The sequence below is a fragment of the Flavobacterium sp. KMS genome, assembly GCF_000813005.1.
GTDB lineage: Bacteria > Bacteroidota > Bacteroidia > Flavobacteriales > Flavobacteriaceae > Flavobacterium.
Genome location: NZ_JSYP01000024.1, coordinates 67,788 through 92,343, shown reverse-complemented (window position 1 = coordinate 92,343; position 24,556 = coordinate 67,788). Strand labels below are relative to the sequence as shown.

At 33.2% G+C, this 24,556-nt stretch carries 17 protein-coding genes; 11 read left to right on the top strand and 6 right to left on the bottom strand.

The annotated features are described in order from the left end of the window. Positions 1-11 precede the first annotated feature (11 nt). From nadB to OA93_RS19975, 5 genes are all read right to left on the bottom strand, one after another. A complete protein-coding gene (gene nadB / locus OA93_RS19995; protein WP_039115694.1) occupies positions 12-1,535 on the bottom strand; it encodes an L-aspartate oxidase in 1,524 nt (507 codons plus the stop codon). An 18-nt stretch (positions 1,536-1,553) separates the two neighbouring features. Then, complete coding sequence (gene nadA, locus OA93_RS19990; RefSeq protein ID WP_039115840.1) at positions 1,554-2,486, bottom strand: quinolinate synthase NadA; 933 nt, start codon at positions 2,484-2,486, stop codon at positions 1,554-1,556. A gap of 442 nt (positions 2,487-2,928) precedes the next feature. Beyond that, positions 2,929-3,555 (bottom strand): MCP four helix bundle domain-containing protein, encoded by a 627-nt coding sequence (locus OA93_RS19985; protein WP_039115691.1) that lies wholly within the window; start codon positions 3,553-3,555, stop codon positions 2,929-2,931. A gap of 185 nt (positions 3,556-3,740) precedes the next feature. Then, positions 3,741-4,496 carry a metallophosphoesterase family protein gene (locus OA93_RS19980; RefSeq protein WP_039115690.1) on the bottom strand — a complete coding sequence of 252 codons (756 nt, stop codon included), beginning with the start codon at positions 4,494-4,496 and terminating at the stop codon, positions 3,741-3,743. Beyond that, entirely contained in the window at positions 4,493-5,659 is a 1,167-nt protein-coding gene (locus tag OA93_RS19975) for an MFS transporter (RefSeq protein WP_039115687.1), read from the bottom strand. The genes OA93_RS19980 and OA93_RS19975 overlap by 4 nt, the downstream gene beginning before the upstream one ends. An 83-nt stretch (positions 5,660-5,742) precedes the next feature. On the opposite strand from OA93_RS19975, the gene OA93_RS19970 reads away from it, so the two are divergent. After that, positions 5,743-6,582, top strand: coding sequence for an AraC family transcriptional regulator (locus OA93_RS19970; protein WP_039115685.1), 840 nt, complete (start codon positions 5,743-5,745; stop codon positions 6,580-6,582). A 458-nt stretch (positions 6,583-7,040) separates the two neighbouring features. On the opposite strand, the gene OA93_RS19960 is transcribed toward OA93_RS19970, so the two are convergent. Further along, positions 7,041-7,919, bottom strand: coding sequence for an AraC family transcriptional regulator (locus OA93_RS19960; RefSeq protein ID WP_039115681.1), 879 nt, complete (start codon positions 7,917-7,919; stop codon positions 7,041-7,043). Positions 7,920-8,245: 326 nt separating this feature from the next. On the opposite strand from OA93_RS19960, the gene OA93_RS19955 reads away from it, so the two are divergent. The 10 genes from OA93_RS19955 (at position 8,246) to OA93_RS19910 (ending at position 24,486) form a co-directional block, all read left to right on the top strand. After that, entirely contained in the window at positions 8,246-9,856 is a 1,611-nt protein-coding gene (locus OA93_RS19955) for a discoidin domain-containing protein (protein WP_082001854.1), read from the top strand. A gap of 48 nt (positions 9,857-9,904) precedes the next feature. Further along, the gene (locus OA93_RS19950; protein ID WP_039115680.1) at positions 9,905-10,597 is read left to right on the top strand and encodes an RraA family protein; all 693 of its coding nucleotides are present in this window, start codon (positions 9,905-9,907) and stop codon (positions 10,595-10,597) included. A gap of 88 nt (positions 10,598-10,685) precedes the next feature. Continuing rightward, entirely contained in the window at positions 10,686-13,604 is a 2,919-nt protein-coding gene (locus OA93_RS19945) for a glycoside hydrolase family 2 TIM barrel-domain containing protein (RefSeq protein ID WP_039115677.1), read from the top strand. A gap of 78 nt (positions 13,605-13,682) precedes the next feature. Beyond that, positions 13,683-14,849: a mandelate racemase/muconate lactonizing enzyme family protein gene (locus tag OA93_RS19940; RefSeq protein ID WP_039115675.1), complete on the top strand. Its 1,167-nt coding sequence runs from the start codon at positions 13,683-13,685 to the stop codon at positions 14,847-14,849. Between the two features lie 18 nt (positions 14,850-14,867). Further along, positions 14,868-15,656 carry an SDR family oxidoreductase gene (locus tag OA93_RS19935; RefSeq protein WP_039115673.1) on the top strand — a complete coding sequence of 263 codons (789 nt, stop codon included), beginning with the start codon at positions 14,868-14,870 and terminating at the stop codon, positions 15,654-15,656. Continuing rightward, positions 15,657-16,535 (top strand): SMP-30/gluconolactonase/LRE family protein, encoded by an 879-nt coding sequence (locus tag OA93_RS19930; RefSeq protein WP_039115671.1) that lies wholly within the window; start codon positions 15,657-15,659, stop codon positions 16,533-16,535. A gap of 21 nt (positions 16,536-16,556) precedes the next feature. Then, positions 16,557-17,561: a sugar kinase gene (locus OA93_RS19925; protein ID WP_039115669.1), complete on the top strand. Its 1,005-nt coding sequence runs from the start codon at positions 16,557-16,559 to the stop codon at positions 17,559-17,561. A 20-nt stretch (positions 17,562-17,581) separates the two neighbouring features. Then, positions 17,582-18,241 (top strand): hypothetical protein, encoded by a 660-nt coding sequence (locus tag OA93_RS19920; RefSeq protein ID WP_039115667.1) that lies wholly within the window; start codon positions 17,582-17,584, stop codon positions 18,239-18,241. Between the two features lie 485 nt (positions 18,242-18,726). After that, entirely contained in the window at positions 18,727-20,379 is a 1,653-nt protein-coding gene (locus tag OA93_RS19915; protein ID WP_039115665.1) for a sodium:solute symporter family protein, read from the top strand. Between the two features lie 936 nt (positions 20,380-21,315). After that, a complete protein-coding gene (locus OA93_RS19910) occupies positions 21,316-24,486 on the top strand; it encodes a TonB-dependent receptor (RefSeq protein WP_052259536.1) in 3,171 nt (1,056 codons plus the stop codon). The last annotated feature ends 70 nt before the right edge of the window (positions 24,487-24,556 follow it).

Genomic DNA, 24,556 nt, shown 5'->3' with positions numbered 1-24,556 from the left:
TATCTCGAGTTTTAATAACTCGAGATATTTTCAATAATTTGTTCTTTATGATCCTCGATAACAATTTTTGCAACTGTAAGCATATTTGTAAATTCTACGAGTTGTGTTGTTAGTTTTTGTTTTTTAAATAACAATGCTACAGTTTTCATTTTCATCGATTCTATTTCGTCTATTATTTTTTCAAAATCAGCATCTTTGTTAGCGTAAAAATGAGTCATCATTGTTTGAAGTTCTTTTTTAAGCTTTATAAAATTATTAGAATTGGTTTTAACCAAAGGTTCATTAAAGCCTATCATAGATTTTTTTGGAGAAAATGCTATTTCATCAATAATACTATCAATATGTTTTGAAGCTTGATGTGCAAAAACTAAAGCTTCTAATAAAGAATTTGAAGCTAATCTGTTTTTCCCATGTAATCCCGTTCTGGAGCATTCGCCTATAGCGTACAAGTTTTTTATATTTGTTTCTGAGTTCTTATCGACATTTATTCCTCCACATTGATAATGCGCAACGGGTACAATAGGAATTAAGTCTGTTTTAGGATTTAATCCGATTTTCTTGAAGTAATCTGTGATGGAAGGAAAATGAGCATAGAATTCTTCTAATTCCAAATGTCTGCAATCTAAATAAACATACGGTTTTCCAGATGTTTCTATTTCTTTGCTTATAGCTTGAGAAACAATATCTCTTGTAGCTAATTCTCCGCGAATATCATCTTTAAATATAAAACGTTTTTGATCTTCATTAACGATATGCGCTCCAAAACCTCTTACAGCTTCAGAAATTAAAAAAAACGGATTTTTATCTTCTTCGTATAATGCCGTTGGATGAAACTGTATGTATTGCATATCCTTTATTAAGGCTCCGGCTCGTGATGCAATTGCGATTCCATCACCTGTCGCAATTTCGGGATTTGTAGTGTTTTTAAAAATTTGCCCACATCCTCCAGTGCTTAAAACAATGGTTTTAGCTTGTATGTATTTTATTCTGTCATTGACTTTGTCACAATAAAAAGCTCCTGTAGCATAAGGATTTCCTTTATTGTTTTTTGTATTTATATCTATAACCAAATGATTTTCTAATACGGTAATATTTGATAATTGATTTATGGTATCAATTAGTTTTTTTTCGATTTCTGCTCCAGATATATCTTTATGATGTAAAATGCGATGTTGAGAATGTCCGCCTTCTAAACCTAAATTCCAGATTCCAGATTTATTTTTATCAAAAGAAACACCAATATCAATAAGTTCACCTAATCTTTCTGGCGCCTGATGTATTACCATTTTTACAATTTCCTCATCACATGAACCTCCTCCAGATTTTAAGGTGTCCTGAATGTGTTGCTCAAAACTATCTTCGATACTATCGGTAACAACTGCAATTCCTCCTTGCGCTAATTGTGTATTGGAGTTTTTAGCTTTTTCTTTGGTCATGATCGTAATCGATAATTCGGGACGTTTTTTCGCTATTTTTATTGCAAAAAATAAACCTGCCACTCCAGAACCAATTATAAGTATGTCAGTATTTTTCATGATGATAAGCTTTGGTGATTAAGAGAAATTGAGCATTCTATTTATTGGTTTTATAGCTTGTAATCGTAATTCTTCATTAATGCTAATTTCTGGGCTTTCATTCTTTAGACATAAATAAAGCTTCTCTAGTGTATTTATCTTCATATAGGCACATTCGCTACAAGCGCAGGTATTATCTTCGTGAGAAGGAGCTGGAATAATCGTTTTGTTTGGAGCATTTTTTGCCAATTGATGCAGAATACCTGCTTCGGTTGCTACGATAAATGTTGTAGCCGAATCATTTTTGATAAAATTAAGCATTCCAGATGTTGACCCAATATAGTGCGCCGTTTCCAGTATATGTCTTTCGGATTCGGGATGGGCAACAATCTTGGCGGTTGGGTTTGTATTGTAAATTTCGATTAGTTTATCTAATGAAAAAGCTTCATGTACAATGCAGGAACCATCCCAAAGAAGTAAATCACGTTTTGTTTCCTTTTTTAGATACATTCCTAGGTTTTTGTCTGGGGCAAAAATTATTTCTTGTTCTTTAGGAATCGCTTCGATTATTTTTTTTGCATTAGATGAGGTACATACCCAATCACTTAATGCTTTTATCTCTGCCGAAGAATTGATGTAGGTTACCACAACATGTTTAGGGAAAAGTTCTTTTAGTTTTTTAAAGTTAACCGGGTCGCATCCATCGGCAAGAGAACAACCTGCATTGAGGTCAGGTAAAAGCACTTTTTTATTTGGATTGATAATTTTTGCAGTTTCTGCCATAAAATAGACTCCTGCAAAAACAATTGTATCTGCATTTGTAGTGGCAGCTTTTTTGGATAATTCAAGACTGTCGCCTACAAAATCGGCAATGTCTTGTATGTCTTTTTCTTGATAATAATGAGCGAGAATAATCGCGTTTTTTTCTTGTTTTAATCGGTTTATTTCAGAAATTAAGAATAATTTATCCATGTATTTATTTTTATAGATACTCTTATATTTCATGTTAAGAATACCCAAATTAGATTAGTTACTTTTTTAGAAAACAGAATTTTAAATTGAAAAAAACTCCCAAACCGAAAACGTGTTCTATATATAATTGCCTTGCTTTTTATGAAGGCTATTGCATATTATTGCAATTTCTAATTTTGTATTCGGCCTAGGAGGAACCTATTCCATAATTTTTACTACAAATGTTTTATAACTTTTTGAATTATAATTATTTAATTATGGTTTTAGCGTTGTAAAGATATTATTGAGGTTAATCTTATTTCATGATTTTAATCATGAAATGCGTTTTTTATGTTTTAATATTTAGAAGGAGTGAAGTAGAAATAAAGAATACATAGAAAAAGCCTGTTGATGCAGTATTTGCTTCAACAGGCTTTATGATTTAAGAAATATGATTTTTTAATTAATTCAGGCTAGGGCCTTCGGGAATTTTTATAGTTCGCTTGTGTCTTTTTGTTAGCAATAAATAGATAATAGCAACGCCAAGAACTATTAATAAAGCAATTTCTAGTTGTGCCAATACATTATATTGGTTGTATGCTTTATTGGCGTTTTCTAACTGTAATTTAGCTTCATCAACCTGAATTTTAGAAAGTGATTCTAAAGTAACCAAGGCATCATCTGCCGATTTTTCGACTTCATGCCATTGTTTGTCTTGAGCTTGTTTGTTTATTTTGTTACAAATAGCAATAAAAGTATTAAAGTCTTCTTTTTCTTTGGGTGTTAAAACCGTTTTATGATACAATAAGTTTATTGCTTTGATATTTTGAATAGACGTAATAACAGCATCGTTTTTATCAGCTTCATTACTGTTTTTAACTGCGTTTGCCTTAACAAGGTTCAACTCATTGGCATAATGAAAAATATAGGTAGAAACGATTAAACGATCTTTATAAATTGCATTAATATTCTCATTGGTGGTTTCAGCGTTTCGTAGTGTATTAAAAGTACTTAGGATTATAATTAACATTACAATTGCCAGTATAAAAGCGGCTTTTGTTTTCTTACTACTATTTTTTAAACCCATCATATTGTATTGATTTGTATCGCAATATAATTATTTATTTGGAACAAACTTGCTATTTTTAGGCTAAATATATAATCCACTGGAGGTAATTCCTTAACAGATAGAAACATAGAAATCCGTGCTCTTAAAAAAGACAGAGTAAGCCTTAACGAGATATAATATTTTATAGAATTTTTTATTTTATCAAATTAAACGATTAGGTCTTTCTTTAGAAATTTGGCATAAAAATCAGGAATTTCACTTGCTTTGATGGCATGTATAACTTCGTTTATTGGGTATTGTAACTTAACAATTTCGGGAGTTATATTTTTATCAGAAATATGTAATATAAGATATGTTGCCAATGGATTATCTTCTCTGGACCGACCTACGGAACCAGAATTTATTAGTGTCCCCGCTGTAGATTCTGTGGTTGCTTCTATATACCTAACATACGGTTTGTGAGTATGTCCCATAATGATGATATCGGCTTTTTCCTGTGTAAGCATCGATTGAACATCTGTAAGATCATGATTCTCATAAATGTATTCATCATTGCTTCGGGTACTACCGTGAACCAATAGTACTTTAGTTTCTTTTCCAGAAATGGTAAAATTGAGTAAGAATCTTTCGGGAAGCGTTTTTAAGAATGCTTTGTTCTCTGGTTTTATACTTTGTTTGGTATAATTAATTCCGTTAAGGCGAGCGGCTCTTTCCTCAGGATTATGTTTTGGCAATGGGATTACTTCATGGTCAAATGCGATGCGTTCATCATGATTTCCCATTAAGCAAGGAATTTCTAATGCATTAATTAGCTCGATTACTTCATTATGCCAAGGAGCAAAATCGACCAAATCGCCTAAGCAATATATTTGATCAATGTTTCTTTGTTTTATGTCTTCGAGAACGACTTTTAGCGCTGGTAAATTACCGTGTATGTCACTAATTATTGCTATGTTCTTCATGCTTTACGTTTGTTTGAAAAAATTACTATTATTAATGCAATAATACTCCATAAAAGCATTTGCGAGGTAGCCATATCCCATTTTCCTAACTTCCAACTTAAAAGTCCGAAGTAAGTACCTACTGCGGCACCTATAAAATAAGTAGTCATGTATATGGTATTCAGTCTGCTATGTGCTTCTTCGTGTAAACTATATATACGTGTAAAATTGGTAATTTGGGTTGCTTGTACACCAATATCTAAGAAGAAAACACTAAGAATTAACACAGGAATAGAATATGGGAAGATTTTTATAAGGATAATGCTGCCTATAATCATAGAAACTGTAGTTAATAAAGAGCGTCGTACATTGCCCTTATCGGCTATTTTGCCAAAATACGGTGCGACCAATGCACCACCAATGGCGATTAATCCAAACAATCCTATTATGCCCGAATGGTAGTTTAAAGGCGCGCTGCTAAGATGGAATGTAAGCGTTGTCCAGAAGGAACAAAACACACCAAATGTAAATGATCCTAAAAGTGCTGTTTGGCGTAAAACAGGGTATTTGGGTATGAGTGCCAATGTTGATTTTATAAGATGGAAATAACTGCCTTTGAATTTTGAAGGTACTTCGGGCAAGTATAACTTTAGCATAAGCGTAACCAAAAGAACCATTAATCCCGAAATTCCAAAAACATAGCGCCAACCTAGTAATTCGGTTATGAAACCACTAATAACCCGCGCTCCTAATATCCCTACCAAAATTCCGCTGAAAACTACCCCCACATTTTTACCTCTGTTTTCTTTGCCCAATGTTGCTGCCATTGGTAATATAATTTGAGCAGGAGTAGAGAAAAGTCCAACAAAAAAACTGAGTATATATAAGGCTGTTAATGAAGATGTCAATGTTATAAAAAACAAAGTAAGTACCAATAATCCGCACAATAAAAGTATAAGATTCTTACGGTTGACTTTATCGCCAAGCGGAAGTAAAAAGAACATTCCAAGTCCATATCCTAATTGCGAAAGCATGGAAATTTTCCCGATTTGGGTTTCGGTAACTTTAAGTGATAAAGCTATTGTTTGTAATATGGGTTGGTTGTAATATATATTGGCTACGATTACTCCGGCTGAAACTGCCATAAGCGGAATCACCGCTGGTTTGAAACTGGTTTTTGTCATAAACTTTTTTTGCAAAGCTATTGTACTCTTAAAAGTAAAAATTGTACTTTTAAACTCTATTTTTGTAAAAAAACAACAATCATTTGGAACGTTTTATCCAACATACTCCTTTATTTATTCGGCATTTTACGACCGAAACCTGGCCGTTTCCTGTGCATAATCACAATCATTTTGAGTTGGTTTTTATTCATTCTGGTAGTGGTTTGCATCAATTAAATGGAGGAGAAGTCACATATAAAGGACCTTGCGTATTCTTATTATGCCCATCTGATTATCATCTTTTTATAATCGATAAAGAAACGGAGTTTAGTGTATTAAAATTTAATAATCGCTATCTCGACGGAACTTCATCTGATACTGCCAAAAACGAATGGAATAAAGTGCTGGATCAGTTGCTTGGTATAAGCAATACCTCAGATGGCAAACTGGTTAATTCTCCTCAAGAGTTAGATAAAATAAATCACCTTATGCGATTGATTGTGAGCGAGTGGGATGGAGGTAGCCAGAACGGATCTAATGAGGTGCTTCTTTATTTAATACGAAGTGTATTTGCTGTAATTAAGAAAAATGCTTTTGAATCATTAGGAACTAATATGGTTTTGAATGAAGGCTTATTGGTCGGAATTATGAATTACATCCATAAAGAAATTCGTGTGCCTACTAATTTAAACTTAACGGTTTTATCAGGTTTTTTTAATATGGCACCCAATCATTTAAGTAGCTTGTTTAAGCGACAAACAGGAGGTTCTATAAAGAAATATATCGATGATTATAAATATAAATTAATAGAAAATCGCCTTAAACACAGCAATGCTTTAATGAAAGAAATAAGTAATGAATTTGGATTTTCGGATGTAAGTCATTTTAATAAATTCCTAAAAAAACAAACAGGATTAAATCCTAAGGAAGTTCGACGTCTTTAATATTCAGTATTCAGTCTCAGTTTTTAGTACCAGTAAATAGTTGAGTATTTACTCTCAATTAAAAAATTTCCATTTAATCCGAATTCCAAAAAAAGTAGTGTATTCAGTTTGTAAAAATAGCATATTATAAACATTGCCAAGTAGCTTTAACCATTGGAGCACATGCATTATTACAATTTCTATCGCACGGTTGAAACAGTGGGTTACGATTAAAATTAACCCGTTGGATGCAATTACTGCGTCTATTCGCTTCGCTCGGGTCGTGAAAAAATATTTAACAGATAGAAACATAGCTTTTATGTGTAAAAAAGAGAACAAAAAGAAATACATTCCCTTCGCATAGCTAGCTATATGTATTTAAAAACAAGTGAAACGCCTTTTTTGTGCGTACAAGACCTATGTTTCTATGTGTTAAAATTAATAAATTAGAATCCTTTTGGCGTATAAAATCAAGTTCCTTAGAAATTACGTATAGTAACAAACTCTTTTCGATAGGTACTTGGTGTTTTACCTATTATTTGTTTAAAATACTTATTAAAGTTGACAAAATTTTGGTATCCACTTTCATAACAGACGTCTGATATTGATAATTTTTCGTTTTGTAAAAGTTTGCAGGCATGTCCTGTTCTTAATTCATTTAAAAATCTCGTAAAAGACTTTTGTGCCCTTTTTTTAAAAAAATTGCAAAATGCCGGAGGAGTCATATGAGCCACAGAAGCAATAGTTTCCAGGGAAATAGGTTTTGTAAAATTCATCATGATATATTTATAAACCTGATTCATTCTTTCTGTATCTTTTTCATTATAAGTATGGTTATAGCCTAATCCGGCAAGGAGTTCATACTCATCTGTGTTAAGCATTATGTTTACGATTTTTAGGAACTCAATTATTTGAGGCAGGCCACCCAGATGGAGCATTTTTTCTAAATGTTTGGTCATTTTTTTTCTTGCTTTTCCAGTAAAGCACATGCCTCTTTTAGCTTTTTCAAACAAGGCTCTTTTTTTTGATAAATCTTCATCATCGGAGCATATTTTTTCGAAGAAATTAATTGGAAAATAAGTAACAATAGCCTCAACAGATTTATTTACCCTATTATTATGCATCTCTACATCTCCATACCACATATGAGGTAAATTTGGACTCATTAGAACCAAATCTCCATCATTAAAGTTTGTTATACTATCTCCAATAATTCTTTTTCCACTGCTTCTTTTAACAAAACTTAATTCGCAAAAATCATGATAATGTAGGGTAGCATTAAAATCATGTTCTTTAACTTTTTTGATGCTAATTAATGAGGAATGTTGATTAGGTAATTCAATTAATACTGCTTTCATAAGGAATTATTAAATAATTGATATAGCTTGACTTAAACAATATTAGATATAATATTTCTATAATAAGTTAAAATGATTAAAATTGTTTAAGTATTAATTAAGTTAGTGTAAATAGTTAAAAAGGTTATTGATGTAGTTTTGAATTGCATTTAAGTCGGTAATTAATTAAATAATAAGTGAAGTGTAATAGATTGAATTTATATTGATTGTTACAGATGAAAAAAGCATCAATCTTATAATGAAAGAGATTGAGAGTTGTTAGATTCTAAGTTTTTTTAAATAGACGAGTGTGTAGATTACTAGTATTGACCCTAAATTAACTTAAAATGATGAAGCAAAATTTTACCCTTGTACTGTCGCTATTTTTTATAAGTGGCCTTTTTTCTTGTTCCAAAGACGACTCTAGTCCTATAATGCCAGTTTTACAGGAAGGAGTATTTAATTACACCAGCGACAAGGCGCATAATCTTAACGTCGTTTATTTTATTCCTAATGATGTAACCGAACCTGTAGATTACCATCGCCGAGTAAGTGAAATACTCTTACAGGCACAAGATTTTTTTGGTACAGAAATGCAACGCAACGGGTACGGAAACAAAACTTTCGGGCTGTTAAAAGATGATGCAAAAAAAAGAATTAAACTTATTGTTATAAAAGGAAGTAAAGGAAAAGCGGCATATCCTTATAGTGGAGGAGCCGATGTCGTGCAACAAGAAATTAATGATTACAAAACGAGACATCCTTCGGAATTTACTGGAGATCATTATTTGGTAATATTACCAGCTACAGTTGATGTTGCTACGGGAAATGCCGAAGGTGCAGGAGTTCCTTTTTATGGGTATGGTAAATTTTGTTTTGCACTCGACTATCCTGAGCAGGATATAAAATATTTAGGAGCTGGAGGAACATTAGGTTCAACAGCTTCCAAATGGATTGGTGGTATGATACATGAATTGGGACATGGTTTGAATTTACCTCATAACCGTCAAAAATTCTCATCTGAAGCAACACTAGGGATGGCATTAATGTGGGGAGGTAATAGTACTTGGGGTGTTTCTAAGACATTTTTAACCCCAGCAGATTGTGCCGTACTAAATGTTAATCAGATTTTTAATAATGATAAAAAAACATATTATGGAACAAGTACTGCTTCCATTCTAGAAATTCAAGCAAGCTATGATACTAGTAAAGGAGTGATTGTTGTTTCAGGAAAATACAATAGTTCATTAGCCGTTAAAGAAGTTTTATTTTTTAATGACCCTAATGTAAATAATGAGGGCACGGGAGTTAATAAGGATTATAATGCCATTGCATGGACATCAAAGCCCATGAGTTCGAATCGTTTTTATATTGAAATGCCCATTGTTGATTTGGAATTTAAAAACGATAATATTCCTTATGAGTTAAAAGTGATGCTTGTACAAGAGAATGGCAATGTAATAGAGACTATTTATTCCTATACTTTTTTGAATGGTGTACCTGTATTAAACTTCAGTACCCGAGACGAAATTAGTAAACAAGGTTGGAAGGCTGTTTCTTTTAGTTCCGAAGAAGCGACTGATGAACCTGCGCCCAATGGACCAATTACTAATTTAATTGATGGGAATGCCGCTACTTATTGGCAATCTAAATGGTCTAGTGCAGTAGCAGTTTATCCGCACGAATTTGTAATTGATATGACAGCCGCTCATGTTGCTCATGGAATTACTATAACACAAAGAGGAGGGTTAGTTGCTGCAATAAAAAATGTTGAACTTTTTACGAGCATTGACGGCATAAACTTTACGTTTGAAGGAACTTATACATTTGCTAACGTAAATGGTTCACAGTATTTTGACTTTTCTGCGCCAAAAAATTTCAGATATTTTAAAATCGTTGCAAGCTCAGCTTGGGATGGTTTGGATTTCGCAGCCCTTGCCGAAATAGGAATGTATTAATCATTCCGATAATAAATTGATTCAAGAAATAAATTAAAATTAACAGATATGGAAACTATATTTTGGAAGAATGACGATGAACTTTTTGATATTGTCCGTAAGGAACTTTACACCGCTGTAGTAGGCGATATTATGGATAAAATGGGTTTATTTAATCAATTTCTTCCCCCACAAATACAGCCTCTGCATGACGATATGTTCGTTATAGGCCGTGCCATGACAGTACTGGAAGCCGATGTAGTTTCTGATTCCAGTAGTAATAATCCTATTTTGAATAAACCTTTTGGATTGATGCTAGAAGCTTTGGATGATCTAAAAAAAAATGAAGTATATGTATGTACAGGTTCGTCTCCATCTTATGCTTTATGGGGAGAATTAATGGCAACTCGCGCACAAATATTAGGTGCTGCAGGAGCAGTTGTCGATGGGTATTCGCGAGATACCAAAGGAATATTAGAATTAAATTTTCCGTCATTTTCTTATGGACGCTATGCTCAGGATCAAGCACCCCGAGGGAAAGTAATTGATTTTAGGGTGCCAATAGAATTAAAAGGAGTCCGCATAAATTCAGGCGATATTATTCTTGGAGATATAGATGGAGTTTGTGTAGTACCAAGAGAAGTAGAGGAAGAAGTATTTCGTCTTTCTATCGATAAAGCAAGAGGTGAAAAAATTGTGCAGAAAAAAATACAAGAAGGCATGAGTACAAAAGAAGCTTTTGATACCTATGGTATTATGTAAAAGTGAAAAGCAGTAAGTCAGGATACTATTTTAGAGATTATTCTCTTGCCTTGATTAGTGTTTTGTAATAATATTAAATTCTTTTAAAATGAAAAAAAGTATAGTTGTAGCATTTCTAAGCTGTTTTGTTTTTATCAGTCAGGCTAATGCGCAAACAAAGAGTATTTTAAATTTTGATGTTCCAGTATTAACCCCTTTTGCTTCGGCTGTTGACGGGGTTTCTGTCGCCAATGTTTCTTTAAATGGGAATTGGGGATTTGATATAAAAGAGCAACCTCAAAAAACAAAAGGTATTCAAGTTCCCGGAGAATGGGAAATGCAAGGATATAGTGTAAGCGAAGGACAAACAGCTTTGTACACTAAACGATTAAATATACCAGCAGATTGGAAAGGCAAGCAAATTAAGATTCGCTTTGATGCAGTAAGTTCTCATGCTTTGGTAAAAATAAATGGGAAAACAGTAGGAGAGCATGAAGGAAGTTTTGTTCCTTTTGAAGTAGATATTACTAATGAACTAAGCTATAAAGAAGATATTCTGGTAGTCGAAGTTCAGGCTTTAACTATTAGTGATCGCATGGCTTGTACCTCTCAATATGCTTGTCATACTGTAGGTGGATTACTAAGAAAAGTAACCCTGTTTGCAGTAGCACCACTTCATATTTCGGCAGTTACCATTAATACAACTTTTGATGCATCCTATAAAGACGCTTCATTAATTATAGAAAATACAGTTACAAGTAATTTAACTGTTCCAGCAAATGCTAAGCTCGAGTTTACATTATTAGACGCAGTTGGAAAAGTTGTTTCTAATAAGACTTCGACATTTTCAAATAAAATTGGCCCAAATAGTGACAACGATATAAAAACGGTCTTGGCGATTAAAACGCCACGTCATTGGGATTCAGAACATCCTTATTTGTATAAATTAAAAACAGTTGTACTTGTAAATGGTATTAAACAACAAACTAATGAGCAAAATGTAGGCTTTCGTCAAATTGTTATTAAAGGAAATGAATTCTTTGTAAATGGTAAGCCAATAAAGTTACGTGGCGTAAACCGTCATTCGATTCATCCATTAACAGGACGAAGTATCTCGACCACATTAGAAAGAAAAGATGCTGAATTGTTTAAGCAAGCCAATTGTAATTATATCCGTACGTCGCATTATCCGCCATCAGAAGAATTTTTGAATGCTGCAGATGAGTTAGGATTATTTGTCGAAAGTGAATCTTCTTTGAACTGGATAGAACATCATGCTTCGCCAATATGGAAATTATGGAGTTATACCGATGAAAAATTTCTTCTTTATATGGTTCGTGCCAATATGGATAATATACTGGCAGGACGCAATCATCCTTCTATTATTATTTGGTCATTAGGTAATGAATCCAGATGGAGTCCGCTTTGGGTAAAAGTTAATGCAGTTGTAAAACAAATGGATAAATCAAGACCAACTAGTTTTCATGATCAATGTTGGGGAACTTTTAATAATGCAGGTAGTAAAGCAGATGTAGCCAATATTCATTACCCAGGTATTAATGGTCCTAAAGTAACCGATACCATTTCTCGCCCTACTTTGTTTGGAGAATATGCCCATTTATCTACTTATAATCGCAGAGAATTAGTAACAGATCCCGGAGTAAGAAGTGCTTATAGCGAACCTCTTGTGCAATTTTATGATTCAATCTATAAACATAAAGGGAATTTAGGTGGAGCAATATGGAGCGGTATCGATGATATTTTTCATATGCCCGATGGCAGAATAGTAGGATATGGACCTTGGGGACCTCTTGACGCTTGGCGTAGAACAAAACCAGAATATTATGGCGTAAAGAAAGCCTATTCTCCTGTACGAATTACCAATGTAAATTGGGCAACACTTTCAAAAGGATATGTAGAATTGAAAATGGAGAATCGTTATGATTTTACATCATTTAAAGAGTTGAAAATAGAAGTGAAAACAAATGGTATTTCTAAATTAATTTCTTCGGCTATTCCTGCGCGTGGAGAAGGCATTTTAAGAATTCCTGTAGATAAAAATGAGCAAGGGTTTTACATTTCGTTTAAGGATTCAAGCGGATTCATAGTAAATGAAGAGAAATATGAAAATGGAACTATTACAGAATTAGAAGATAAAAAAGTACCGCTTTCTTTCTCAGAAAACGAATCGGCTATAACTGTAAACCAAGGCGAAATAAGTTACCTTATTAATAAAATAACAGGTGTTATTACCAATGTAAAAAAGAACAACCAGACGATAATGACACAGGGTCCCGTTTTTTGTTTGATACCTATGAATAGTGAAGATGGAGGAAAACCCAATGTAGCAGGAGAAACATATCAGAATAATATTTATCCAATAAAAAATTATCCTCTATATACTTTGTTTGCAACAGATCTTACCGTGAAACAAACTAAGGAAGGAATTGTAATAGATATGAAAACAACCTATACCGATGTTAAGGGAAAACAATCTTATTTATTTACAAATAATGGAAAATTAGAAACAACTTATGAAGTCGAGTATGGAGATGTCGATTTGAGCCCTTATCAATACGGAATGTTGGTACAATTGCCAAAACAATTTGAACAGTTAAGCTGGAAGCGAAAAGGAGAATTTACTATTTATCCAGAAAATGATATTGCCAGAAACGAAGGTACTACAATGCTAAATGCAAAACATGTTAACGGAGTAGAAGAAGTAGGAGTTGTACCTAATGGAGATTGGAAAGATGACACTAATGATTTAGGAAGCAATGATTTTCGTTCGACAAAAAGGCATATTAAATCGGCAGTATTACAAGATAAAACAGGCAATAGTATAAAAGTCTTGTCTGATGGAACACAAGCTTCCAGAAGCTGGTTACAAGATGAACACATACAATGGCTAATTGCAGATTATAGCAATACAGGATCAGAACCTTTTTATGGAACACCACATAGTAGTGGTCGTATTAAGACAAAGGGTAAAACCTTAAAAGGGAAAATGACACTTGAAATTAAATAAAATAGAGTTAGAATCACCTTGTTATTTTAATGGATAAAAATATTAAATAGGAATAAGAGGTTAAATACAAAAAATAAAATGAAAATAATAGATGTAAAAGTATGGATGGTAGAAGGGGTTAAGTATAACTGGACACTATTAAAAATTTATACAGATACGGGACATACGGGAGTAGGAGAAGCAACAAACTGGCCAGGGAGTCCTATTGTTTATAATGCAGCTAAGCATATAGGCGAAAGAATCATTGGGCTAGATCCTATGAAAACCGATTTTATATGGACAAAATTATACCGTGATCTTAACTGGATTGGTCCTTATGGCGCTAGTTTATGCGCTATAAGCGGGATAGATATGGCATTACTTGATTTAAAAGGAAAGGTATTAGGAACTCCATGTTATGAATTATTAGGAGGCGCTTTTAGAAAAGATATTTTACTGTATGCAAATTATTGGTTTACAGGAGGCGGGCATAATGCTGAGGATTATGCAACTCAGGCTAAAAAAGTTAAAGAAGCAGGATTCACAGGTTTAAAGTTTGATCCATTTGCGCATACTAATTATTTGTATGGAGAAGATTTATCTTCAAATCTTACACTTACAAGAGCCCAACAAGACTTAGCATTTAATGTTAGTAAGGCAGTTCGGGATGCTGTAGGTCCTGATTTTGACATTATGATTGAGACTCACGCCATGCTCAATTATAGTGTCGCTGTAAAAATGGCGCAGCGTTTATCAGAGTTGGATATAACGTGGTATGAAGAACCAGCAGGTCCAGAAAGTGCAGATACACTAAGAGCAATGAGAGAACGTATTCCATCCAATGTATCTATATGTGTGGGAGAAAGACATTATACTAGATATGGAATTCGTCCAGTATTAGAAAAAAACATTTGCGATATCATGATGCCAGATATTACCCGTTGTGGCGGACCATCAGAGATGAAAAGAATGGCTACCATGATGGAGGCATACAATGTTTTATTGGCACCACATAATCCTAACGGACCATTATCTACATTGGCATCTGCTCATGTATGCGCTTCGGTTCCTAATTTTTTCCGTCAGGAGTTTATGTTTAATGATGTACCTTGGAGAGATACCGTGATTACACATCCTATAAAAGATATGATTCATAATGGCCATTTACAATTAAGCGACAGACCAGGACTTGGAGTAGATTTAGTAGAAGAAGAGATGGAAAAACATCCTGGAATACTAGTGCCTAGACCCGGATTTTATGTGTAGTAATTAAAAACTTTTTATATGTCATTACAAATAGATTTAAAAGACAAAGTAGCGCTAATTACCGGAGTAACATCTGGGATAGGCGCTGCTATAGCAACAGTCTTTGCCCAGGCAGGAGCACATGTTTCTGGTTGTGGTACACATGAAGCTACTTCGGATGGAGCCAAAAAGTTTATTGATTCGGTAAACAATCATAAGCAAACAGCTTTATACACACAAGCAGATGTAACTGTTGTTGCTAATTTGGAAAATTTAGTACAACAGACTATTACTAAGTTTGGTCGAATAGATGTCTTAATTACTAATGCAGGTATAAATATATTTGAAGGAGCCGAAAATTGTACTGAAGAATCCTGGATAAAAAACCATGAATTAAATCTTGCTTCACATTGGCGATTGGCAAAATTATGCAAGCCTTGGTTAGAACAGAATGATGGAGTTATCATTATTATGACCTCTAATCATGCATTTTCCAGTATTCCTGGGTGTTTCCCGTATAATATTGCCAAAACAGCACTTACAGCTTTAGTACGCAGTTTAGCAATAGAATGGGGACCAACAATCAGAACGGTGGGTATCGCCCCGGGATTTATTGATACACCCGGCAATCAAAAATGGTTTGACTCTTTTGCAGATGCTAATAAAGAGAAACAAAGAACCATTGATTTGCATCCTGTAAAAAAATTAGGCAGTCCAGAAGAAATTGGAGCTTGGTGTGTATTTCTAGCAAGCGGATATGCCTCTTTTGCCAGTGGAGTAACCTATTTAATAGATGGAGGGCGAAGCGCGTTAATGCAAGACAATTAGATGAAAACATGGAAAGCAACAGCATTGAATAATGTAAGATTACTACTTGGTGAAGGAGCGATTTGGAGTTCCTTGTGGGATAAGTTTTTGTATGTAGATATCGAAGGTCAGAAAGTTGGTATTCTTGATCCTATTTATAAAACTGTTGAAGAACGGCATCTTAGAGAAAAAGTAGGAACAGTTGTGCCTGCAGAAGACGGTTGGCTTATTGTAGGGCTAGAAAGTTCTATCGCAATATTTGATTTTGATTCAGAAGAATTGAATGAACTAATAAAATTGGAATCAGATATACCTACCAATCGATCCAATGACGGAAAATGTGATGCTGCTGGCAGACTCTGGATTGGAACAATGAATAAACAAGCAAAGGGAGCAGCAGGAGCTTTATATTTTTATGATGGGAAGCATCTTAAAAAAAAGATTGCCAATCGAAAAGTGTCCAATGGTATTTGCTGGAGTAAGGATAATAAAATAATGTATTACATAGACACATTGGATTATAATATAAAAAGCTATGATTTTGATGTAATCAATGGCACTATTTCTAATGAAAATATAGTGGTTGAGGTTTCTCAAAATGGTAGTATGCCAGATGGAATGACTATAGATGATGACGGAATGTTATGGGTAGCTATGTGGGGAGGAGGATGTGTAAATAGATACAATCCATTTTCTGGTGAATTAGTCGGGAAAGTGGAACTTGATGCTCCCCATGTTACCTCTTGCGCATTTGGAGGAAAGGACATGAAACAATTATTAATTACTACAGCAAGTGTGGGATTAAGCGAAGAACAATTAAAACAATTTCCTAATAGTGGTGCATTATTTTTAGTAGATGTTGGAATTAAGGGAATGGAAATGAATCGATTTAAATCCTAAATAAGATATAAAGGAATTAGTATGAGGGAAATAGTTTTATTTGGAGAGTATTTATTAAGATTAACTCCCCCCGGAAATAAAAAAATAATGCAAGCAGAAAATCTCGAAATGCATTGGGCAGGTTCCGAGGCAAATATTGCCGTTTCATTGTCTTTATTTGGTAAAAATGTACGTTATATTACTTCTTTGCCATCCAACACAATTGCTCAGTTAGGCATTACACAATTGCATCGTTATGGAGTTCCTACTACTGTGATAGAAAAAGAAAAGAGTCGTGTAGGAGTTTATTATTATGAAAGTGGTGTAGGAGCCCGTCCAGGAAGAGTAACCTATGATCGAGACTATTCGGCTTTTAGTATGCTACAAGACGGTGAGATAAATTGGAAGGAAATTTTTGCAATAGCCAGTTGGTTTCATTGGAGCGGGATTACACCTGCATTAAATGAAAATTTGGTAAAAGTTTGCTTAAGTGCTTTGGTAGTTGCCAAAGAAAACGGAATAATGATTTCTGCCGATTTTAATTTTCGTTCCACATTATGGCAATACGGAAAACACAGTAGCGAGATAATGCCTAAACTTCTGGAATATTGCGATGTTATCTTGGCAGATGTAGATGCTTCAAAGTTGTATTTTGATATTGTTCCCGATGAAAATAATTTAGTTGAAAGTACTTGTTCCTTATTAAAAGAAAAATTACCTAATGTAAAATATATAGCTATGACAATGCGGTATCAAAAAAGTGCTTCATCAAATGAATATGTGGGATATTTATGGAATGACGGTAAAATTGTTACTTCGGCAGTATACAATATAGATGATATAGCCGAACGCATAGGCACAGGTGATGCTTTTATGGCTGGATTAATATTCGGATTGAATGAGAAGCAGTCACTACAAGAGGTTATAGAATATGCAACGGCTTGTGGAGTAATGAAACATTGCATATTGGGAGATGTGAATATTGCCTCGAAAGAAGAAGTAGACTTAATTATCAAGCAAAAAGGAAGCGGAAGAATTATTCGTTAATTTTTGAATAAAATCATAATATGACAACTAGTAACGCTTTTCAAATTCAAGAATGTCTTTTACAAGAAAAAATCATTCCTTTATTTTCACATGTTGATGTTGAAGTTTGTAAAAATGTAATGCGTATTTGTTATGAAAATGGTATAAAAACATTTGAGTTTACTAATCGCAATGAGAATTCTTATATCGTTTTTAAGGAATTAAAACAATATAGAGATACCAGATTATCCGAAATGAAAATAGGTGTAGGTACTATTAAAAATAAGATTCAAGCTAAACTATTTATAGAAGCTGGTGCCGATTTTTTGATATCTCCTGTTATTTTAGAAGAAATCTACCTCGTTTGCAAAAAAGATAAAGTATTATGGATTCCGGGTTGTGCAACACCTTCAGAGGTTTGTCTGGCCGAAAATTGGGGATTGTCGTTAGTAAAAATATTTCCTGCAAAACAATTGGGAGGACCTTCCTATATCGAAGCTTTAAAAACAGTATTTCCCAACATGTTGTTTATGGCAACTGGAGGAGTTGAAGCCGATAGATATGATATTGAAAAATGGTATAAAGCAGGAGTTTCATCGGTAGGATTAGGAGGAAAGCTATTTCCAAAAGAGATGTTAATGCTTAAAGTATATGATGAGATGAGTGAATATTTAGCTCATTTAATAAGTGATTTAGATTAAGATTAAATATTATTTTACCATTAAGAGATGAAGAAAAATTAAGCTTTATTCTTAATGAAAGTTAATGTCTTAATGGTTTAAAGACTTTAAGATTAAATATTATTTTACAATTAAGGGATAAAGAAAATTAAGCTTTATTTTTAATGAAAGTTAATGTCTTAGTGGTTTAAAGACTCTAAGATTAAATATTATTTTACCATTAAGAGATGAAGAAAATTAAGCTTTATCCTTAATGAAACTTAATGTCTTAATGGTTTAAAGCTTCTAAGATAAAATATTATTTTACTATTAAGAGATAAAGAAAATTAAGCTTTTATTCTTAATGAAATTTAATGTCTTAATGGTTTAAAGCTTCTAAGATAAAATATTATTTTACTATTAAGAGATAAAGAAAATTAAGCTTTTATCCTTAATGAAAATTAATGTCTTAATGGTTTAATTTTTTCACCATAGGTATTTTAAAAATTATTATAAGCACATTTATTATGAAATTGGAATTTATTGATTATCTCATTATTACTATTTATTTTGTTTTTGTAATTGGGATTGGTTTTTTATTAAAGCGACAAGTAAAATCTGCGAATGATTTTTTAATGAGTAATCGTAATATCCCGTTATGGATTACCAGTCTTGCTTTTATTTCTGCCAATCTTGGCGCACAAGAAGTATTAGGAATGGCTGCAAATGGAGCTAAGTACGGATTATATACGGCTCATTTTTATTGGTTGGGAGCAGCATTGGCTATGATTTTTCTAGGTGTTTTTATGATGCCATTTTATTATGGGAGCAAAGCCAGAAGTGTACCAGAGTATTTAAAACTTCGCTTTGATGAAAAAACAAGAACTTTTAATGCTCTCAGTTTTGCAGCAATGACAGTTTTTTCGTCTGGAGTTTCATTGTATGCATTAGCCATGTTAATGGACGTAATTTTAGGATGGAATTTCGACTTGTCAATTTGGGTAGCTGCAGCCGTAGTATTTGTTTATATCTTTATGGGAGGTTTAACCAGTGCAGTTTATAATGAAGTATTGCAATTTTTTCTTATTGTATTAGGAATCGCACCTCTGGTTTTTATTGGTTTATATAAAGTAGGAGGATGGGAAGGAATTGTTGCCAATGTTCAGGATTATAAGCTTCATATGTGGAAAGGATTAGATGACCCTTCCCATAATCCAATGGGAGTGGATGCCTTTAGTATGGTTTTCGGACTTGGATTTGTTTTGGCATTTGGGTATTGGTGTACCGATTTCTTGGTGGTACAAAGAGCCATGATCAGCAAGAATTTAAGCGACGCACAAAGAACACCAATTATTGCAGCGATACCAAAAATACTTATGCCTATAATTGTTATTTTACCCGGAATAATAATACTTGCTTTGCAAAATAAATTCACAGGATACGAACTCCCAATAAATGCTAATGGAGATACTAACTATAATATGGTATTGCCTATTTTATTGCAAAAATTATATCCAAATGGTATTTTAGGAGTTGGGATTACAGCACTTATCGCTTCTTTTATGAGCGGAATGGCAGGAAATGTTACTGCATTTAATACCGTATTTACATTTGATATTTATCAGTCACATATTAAGAAAAATGGTTCCGAAAAACATTATTATTATGTAGGTAAGATAGCGACTGTTGCAGGGATATTAATTTCGATTATGACAGCCTATGTTGCCAGAGGATTTAATAACATAATGGATTTATTACAACTCGTATTTAGCTTTGTAAATGCACCGCTTTTTGCTACATTCTTTTTAGGAATGTTTTGGAAAAAAACCACAGGACATGGAGCATTCTGGGGATTACTTGCTGGTACAGCTACCGCCACAATTACGCATGGTCTTACTGTAGCAGAAGGAAAAGGAGGTTGGATTGCCAATACTCATGAGTATTTTTCAGGTACAAGCCAAGCCTTTAATATTGCGTGGATTTCATTTTTGATGTGTGTTTTCGTTACTATTGTAGTCAGCTTATTTACTAAACCTAAACCTGAAGAAGAATTGGTAGGATTAGTGTATAGTCTTACCCCAAAACAAACAGACAAAAGCAAAATTTGGTATAAAAATCCGCTTTGGATGGGAATAGTTGTTTTGTTAGTTACACTCATATTTAATATTATCTTCTTTTAATAAAAACTACTATGAATAAATTATATGATTTACGTTTTGTAATTGGAGTTTTCTTTCTAATTATCGGAGTGTTATTAATAGGCTATGCATTTATATCAGGAAGTTTTCCCGAATATAAAATGAAAATAAACCTTTGTTGCGGATTACTATTTTCCCTATTTGGATTATTTATGTTAGTCTTAAAGAAAAAATGATTAGTCTTTACTCTCAATAAAAAATCTGCCAAATCTACGTGCTTAAAAAAGTACTCAGTTATTGGTTGAGGTAGATAATTATTGTATTTATCCTCAAATAAAAAACTACTAAATCTATGTGCTAAAAAAGTTTCTCATTTTAGAATTTAGCAAATAATGTAGTATTTACTCTCAATAAAAAATATATAAAACTGCGTGTTTAAAAAAGCACGCAGTTTTTTGGTTGAGGCAAATAAATATTGCATTCATCCTCAAACAAAAAACTACTAAATCTATGTGCTAAAAAAGTTTCTGTTTTAGTATTTAGTAAACAATTACAGTCTTTAATTTCAATGAAAAATCTGCTAGATCGATAAAATCTGCGTGCTTAAAAAGCTCTCAGTTTTCAGATGAGGTAAATAATTATAGTATTTACTCTCAATAAAAACCAGTCATATTCGCATTCCATCAATCTTAGTTTTTAGTAGTATTAAAAACTATTCGTTGGCTTTTTAGAAGTCAATATATAGATAATTCTATAAACCACATTTTAAAGCCCATTTTTGAGTAAGATAGTTTCTATTTCAATTAAAAAAGTAAAGGTTTATTCATGTGAAAAGTGAGAAATTCGTAAAAAATGTAATACTAAAACGTTTGCGTAGTTAGAAAATTTAATTTCTTAAAAAAGGGAAATAGATATGTGAATTATTGAGTTAAAACAAACACAATCAACTAAATAAAACCAATTAAAACCAGAAACCAAATGAGTGCAAAATTATTAATCAAAAACAAGCCAAGAAATATATGGCTTAGTAAATTATCGAGGAGAACTATCCAATTTACAACAATTTCATTGTTTACGATAGCATTACAAGTTTCGGCTGTAGAAATACCAAAAAAGGTTCATTCTTCCAAAACATTTTTATCAGTAGCAGAAAAAGAAATTAAAGGAAAAATACTCGATGAAAACGGAATGCCTATACCAGGAGCAAATATAATTGGTAAAGGCACAAAAATTAAAACACAGTCTGATACAGATGGTAGTTTTGTTATTAATGTACCCGAAAACGTTACACAATTAGTCATTAGCTATATTGGAATGGAGGAACAAGAAGTAACGATTACCAAAGGCTCAATTACTATAATCATGAGACAAGTGGGGCAGAAGCTGGATGAAGTTGTTGTAGTTGGTTATGGCAAGCAAAAGAAAGTCAATTTATCGGGAGCTGTTAGTGTTGTAAATACAAAAAACATTACCAATCGACCAGTAACCTCACTTACAAATGCATTGCAAGGTACAGTTCCAGGGTTAACCATTACTTCTGCTTCTGGGGATATTGGGGATGATATGGGGAAAATTAGTTTGCGAGGTAAAGGAAATTTAGGTGCTTCTGAGCCACTATATGTAATAGATGGAGTCATTTCATCCGCAGGATATTTCAACAGAATTAATTCTAATGATGTCGAAAGTATTTCGGTTTTAAAAGATGCTTCCTCATCTGCTATTTATGGATCGCGTGCAGCTTATGGTGTTATATTAGTAACAACCAAAAAAGGGAAAGCGGGAAAAACCCAGTTTAACTATAATAGTTATTTTGGTGTCCAATCGGCTGTGCAACTACCTAAAAGAGTTAATGCTTTACAATACGCACAATTGTATAATGAAGCTCGATTAAATGCAGGGAAATCTGCTTTTTATACCCCTGTAGAGTTAGACAAAATAGAAAACAATTCTGATCCGGATCACTATGGTAATACCGATTGGTATAGTTTATTTCTTAAAAAGTCGGCACCAATTATGGAACACGAAATTAATGTTTCTGGTGGTGGTGCTACGCGTTACTACATAAGCGGATCTATCTTTGAGCAGAACTCACTTTTCCCCGGAAGAAAGATTAATAGGTATTCATTTCGATCAAATATCGAGTCTAAAGTAAGTGATAAATTTACTATAAGCTCCAATACCTCTTATAGTCGTGATGGATATAAGAATGACAATGGAGATGTCAATTTTACCGTAATCGATAGATTAATACCATTAACGGTGGATACACAATCAGATGGTACTTGGGGAACTTTTACAGGAGGAAGAGTTGCTCTTAATTACCCGTACAGAATTTTCAAAGAAGGTGGCAGATCAGATTATCATACCGATAGATTTTCGAGTGTTTTAAAAGGAATTTATACTCCAATTAAAGGGTTGGATATTACAGGTTCAGTATCTTATAGTTTATATAATGATTTCAATAGTTCTTTTGTAAATAGATTACCAGGACTTATTAATTTCGATACAAAACAAGAAATCCCTGGAACTGCAGTTATTCAGAATTCTTATACCGAAAAGTGGAATACAATCGGGGTGTTTTTAACCGACTTAACAGTAAGCTATGATAAAAAAATTGGAGGACATAGTTTTAAGATTTTAGGAGGAATGTCTTATGAGGATAATTCTTCGAGGAATTTAGAAATAACCAGAAAAGGATATGTAACCAATAATATAGGTTCAATAGATGCAGGTTCATCAGACCCACTTAATACAACGGCTAAAGGGCTTCCTACTCAAAATGCTTTTCAATCCTTTTTTGGCCGTTTTAATTATTCGTATCAAAATAAATATTTGTTAGAATCAAGTCTTAGATATGATGGATCGTCAAAATTTCCTGTAGAAAATCGATTTGGAGTATTTCCTTCCGTATCTGGAGCCTGGCGTATTTCGCAAGAAGAATTTATGAAATCGGTTGATTGGATTTCAGAGCTAAAACTACGTACTTCTTGGGGAAAATTAGGGAGTGTAAGCAACGTAGGTAATTATGATTATTACGATGTATTAAATTCAGGAACACAAATTATTTTGGATGGTGTGAAGCAAGATGGTGTTACTCCGGGGCAAATTTACAATCCTTCATTAGGATGGGAAAAAGTAACGATGACCAATATAGGTTTGGATATAGGTTTATGGAATAATAAATTGAATATTCAACTGGATGCTTATAATAAATTGACAGATGGCATTTTATTGCCCAATCCTTATATTCCTACCGAATCGGGATTAAGCGTTGTTTCAGAAGATGGTAAATTAAAAGAAATTCCACCAATTAATTTAGGAAAAGTTACTAATAAAGGGATAGAATTGGGACTTTCTTATAACAACCGTCTTGGCGGATTATCGTATTCAATAGGAGGGAATATGAGCCGCATTTGGAATAAAGTGAAAGATTTAGGTGATGTTTCCGAAACGCCTCCAAACAGTTATTACATTAATAGAGTAGGGACACCAGTAGGCTCATTCTATATGTTAGAAGCAGAAGGTCTATTTGCTAATGCAGATGAGGTTGCAGTTCATGCTACACAAACTACCAATACTAAAGCTGGAGATATTAAGTATAAAGACCAAAATGGGGATGGTAAAATTGATGGTGATGATCGTGTAATTTTAGGAAACGAGGCACCGAATTTTACGTATGGTCTTAACTCGACACTAAATTATAAAAACTTCGATTTTGGAATTATTTTTCAAGGTGCAAAAGGATCTAAAGCTTATTTGGAATATGAAGCTTCACAAGCTTTTTTTAATGGTGCTGGTGTAAAAGAATATGCGTTAGATCGTTGGACTACTGAAAATCCAAATCCTAATGCTGCTTACCCAAGAATGTTACTTTCGGCTGATAATACTCAAAATCTCCAAAAATCATCTTTTTGGTTATTTGATACTTCCTATTTAAGAGTTAAATCAATGTCTTTTGGGTATAATTTGCCTAAAGAAGTACTTGAAAAAGTTGGGATGCAGGGACTTAGATTTTATTTGTCAGGGAATAACCTATTTACTATTAGAGGAGATAAAAGAATGAAAGATTTTGATCCAGAGACAGCTTCACAACGAGCTTCTTATCCACAATTGAAAACATATTCTTTTGGTATAAACGCTTCTTTTTAATTATTAAAATAAAAAGTCTTTAGAAATAATTCAGATTTTAACCGATGTTAAATCGTGTTATTATTTCAAG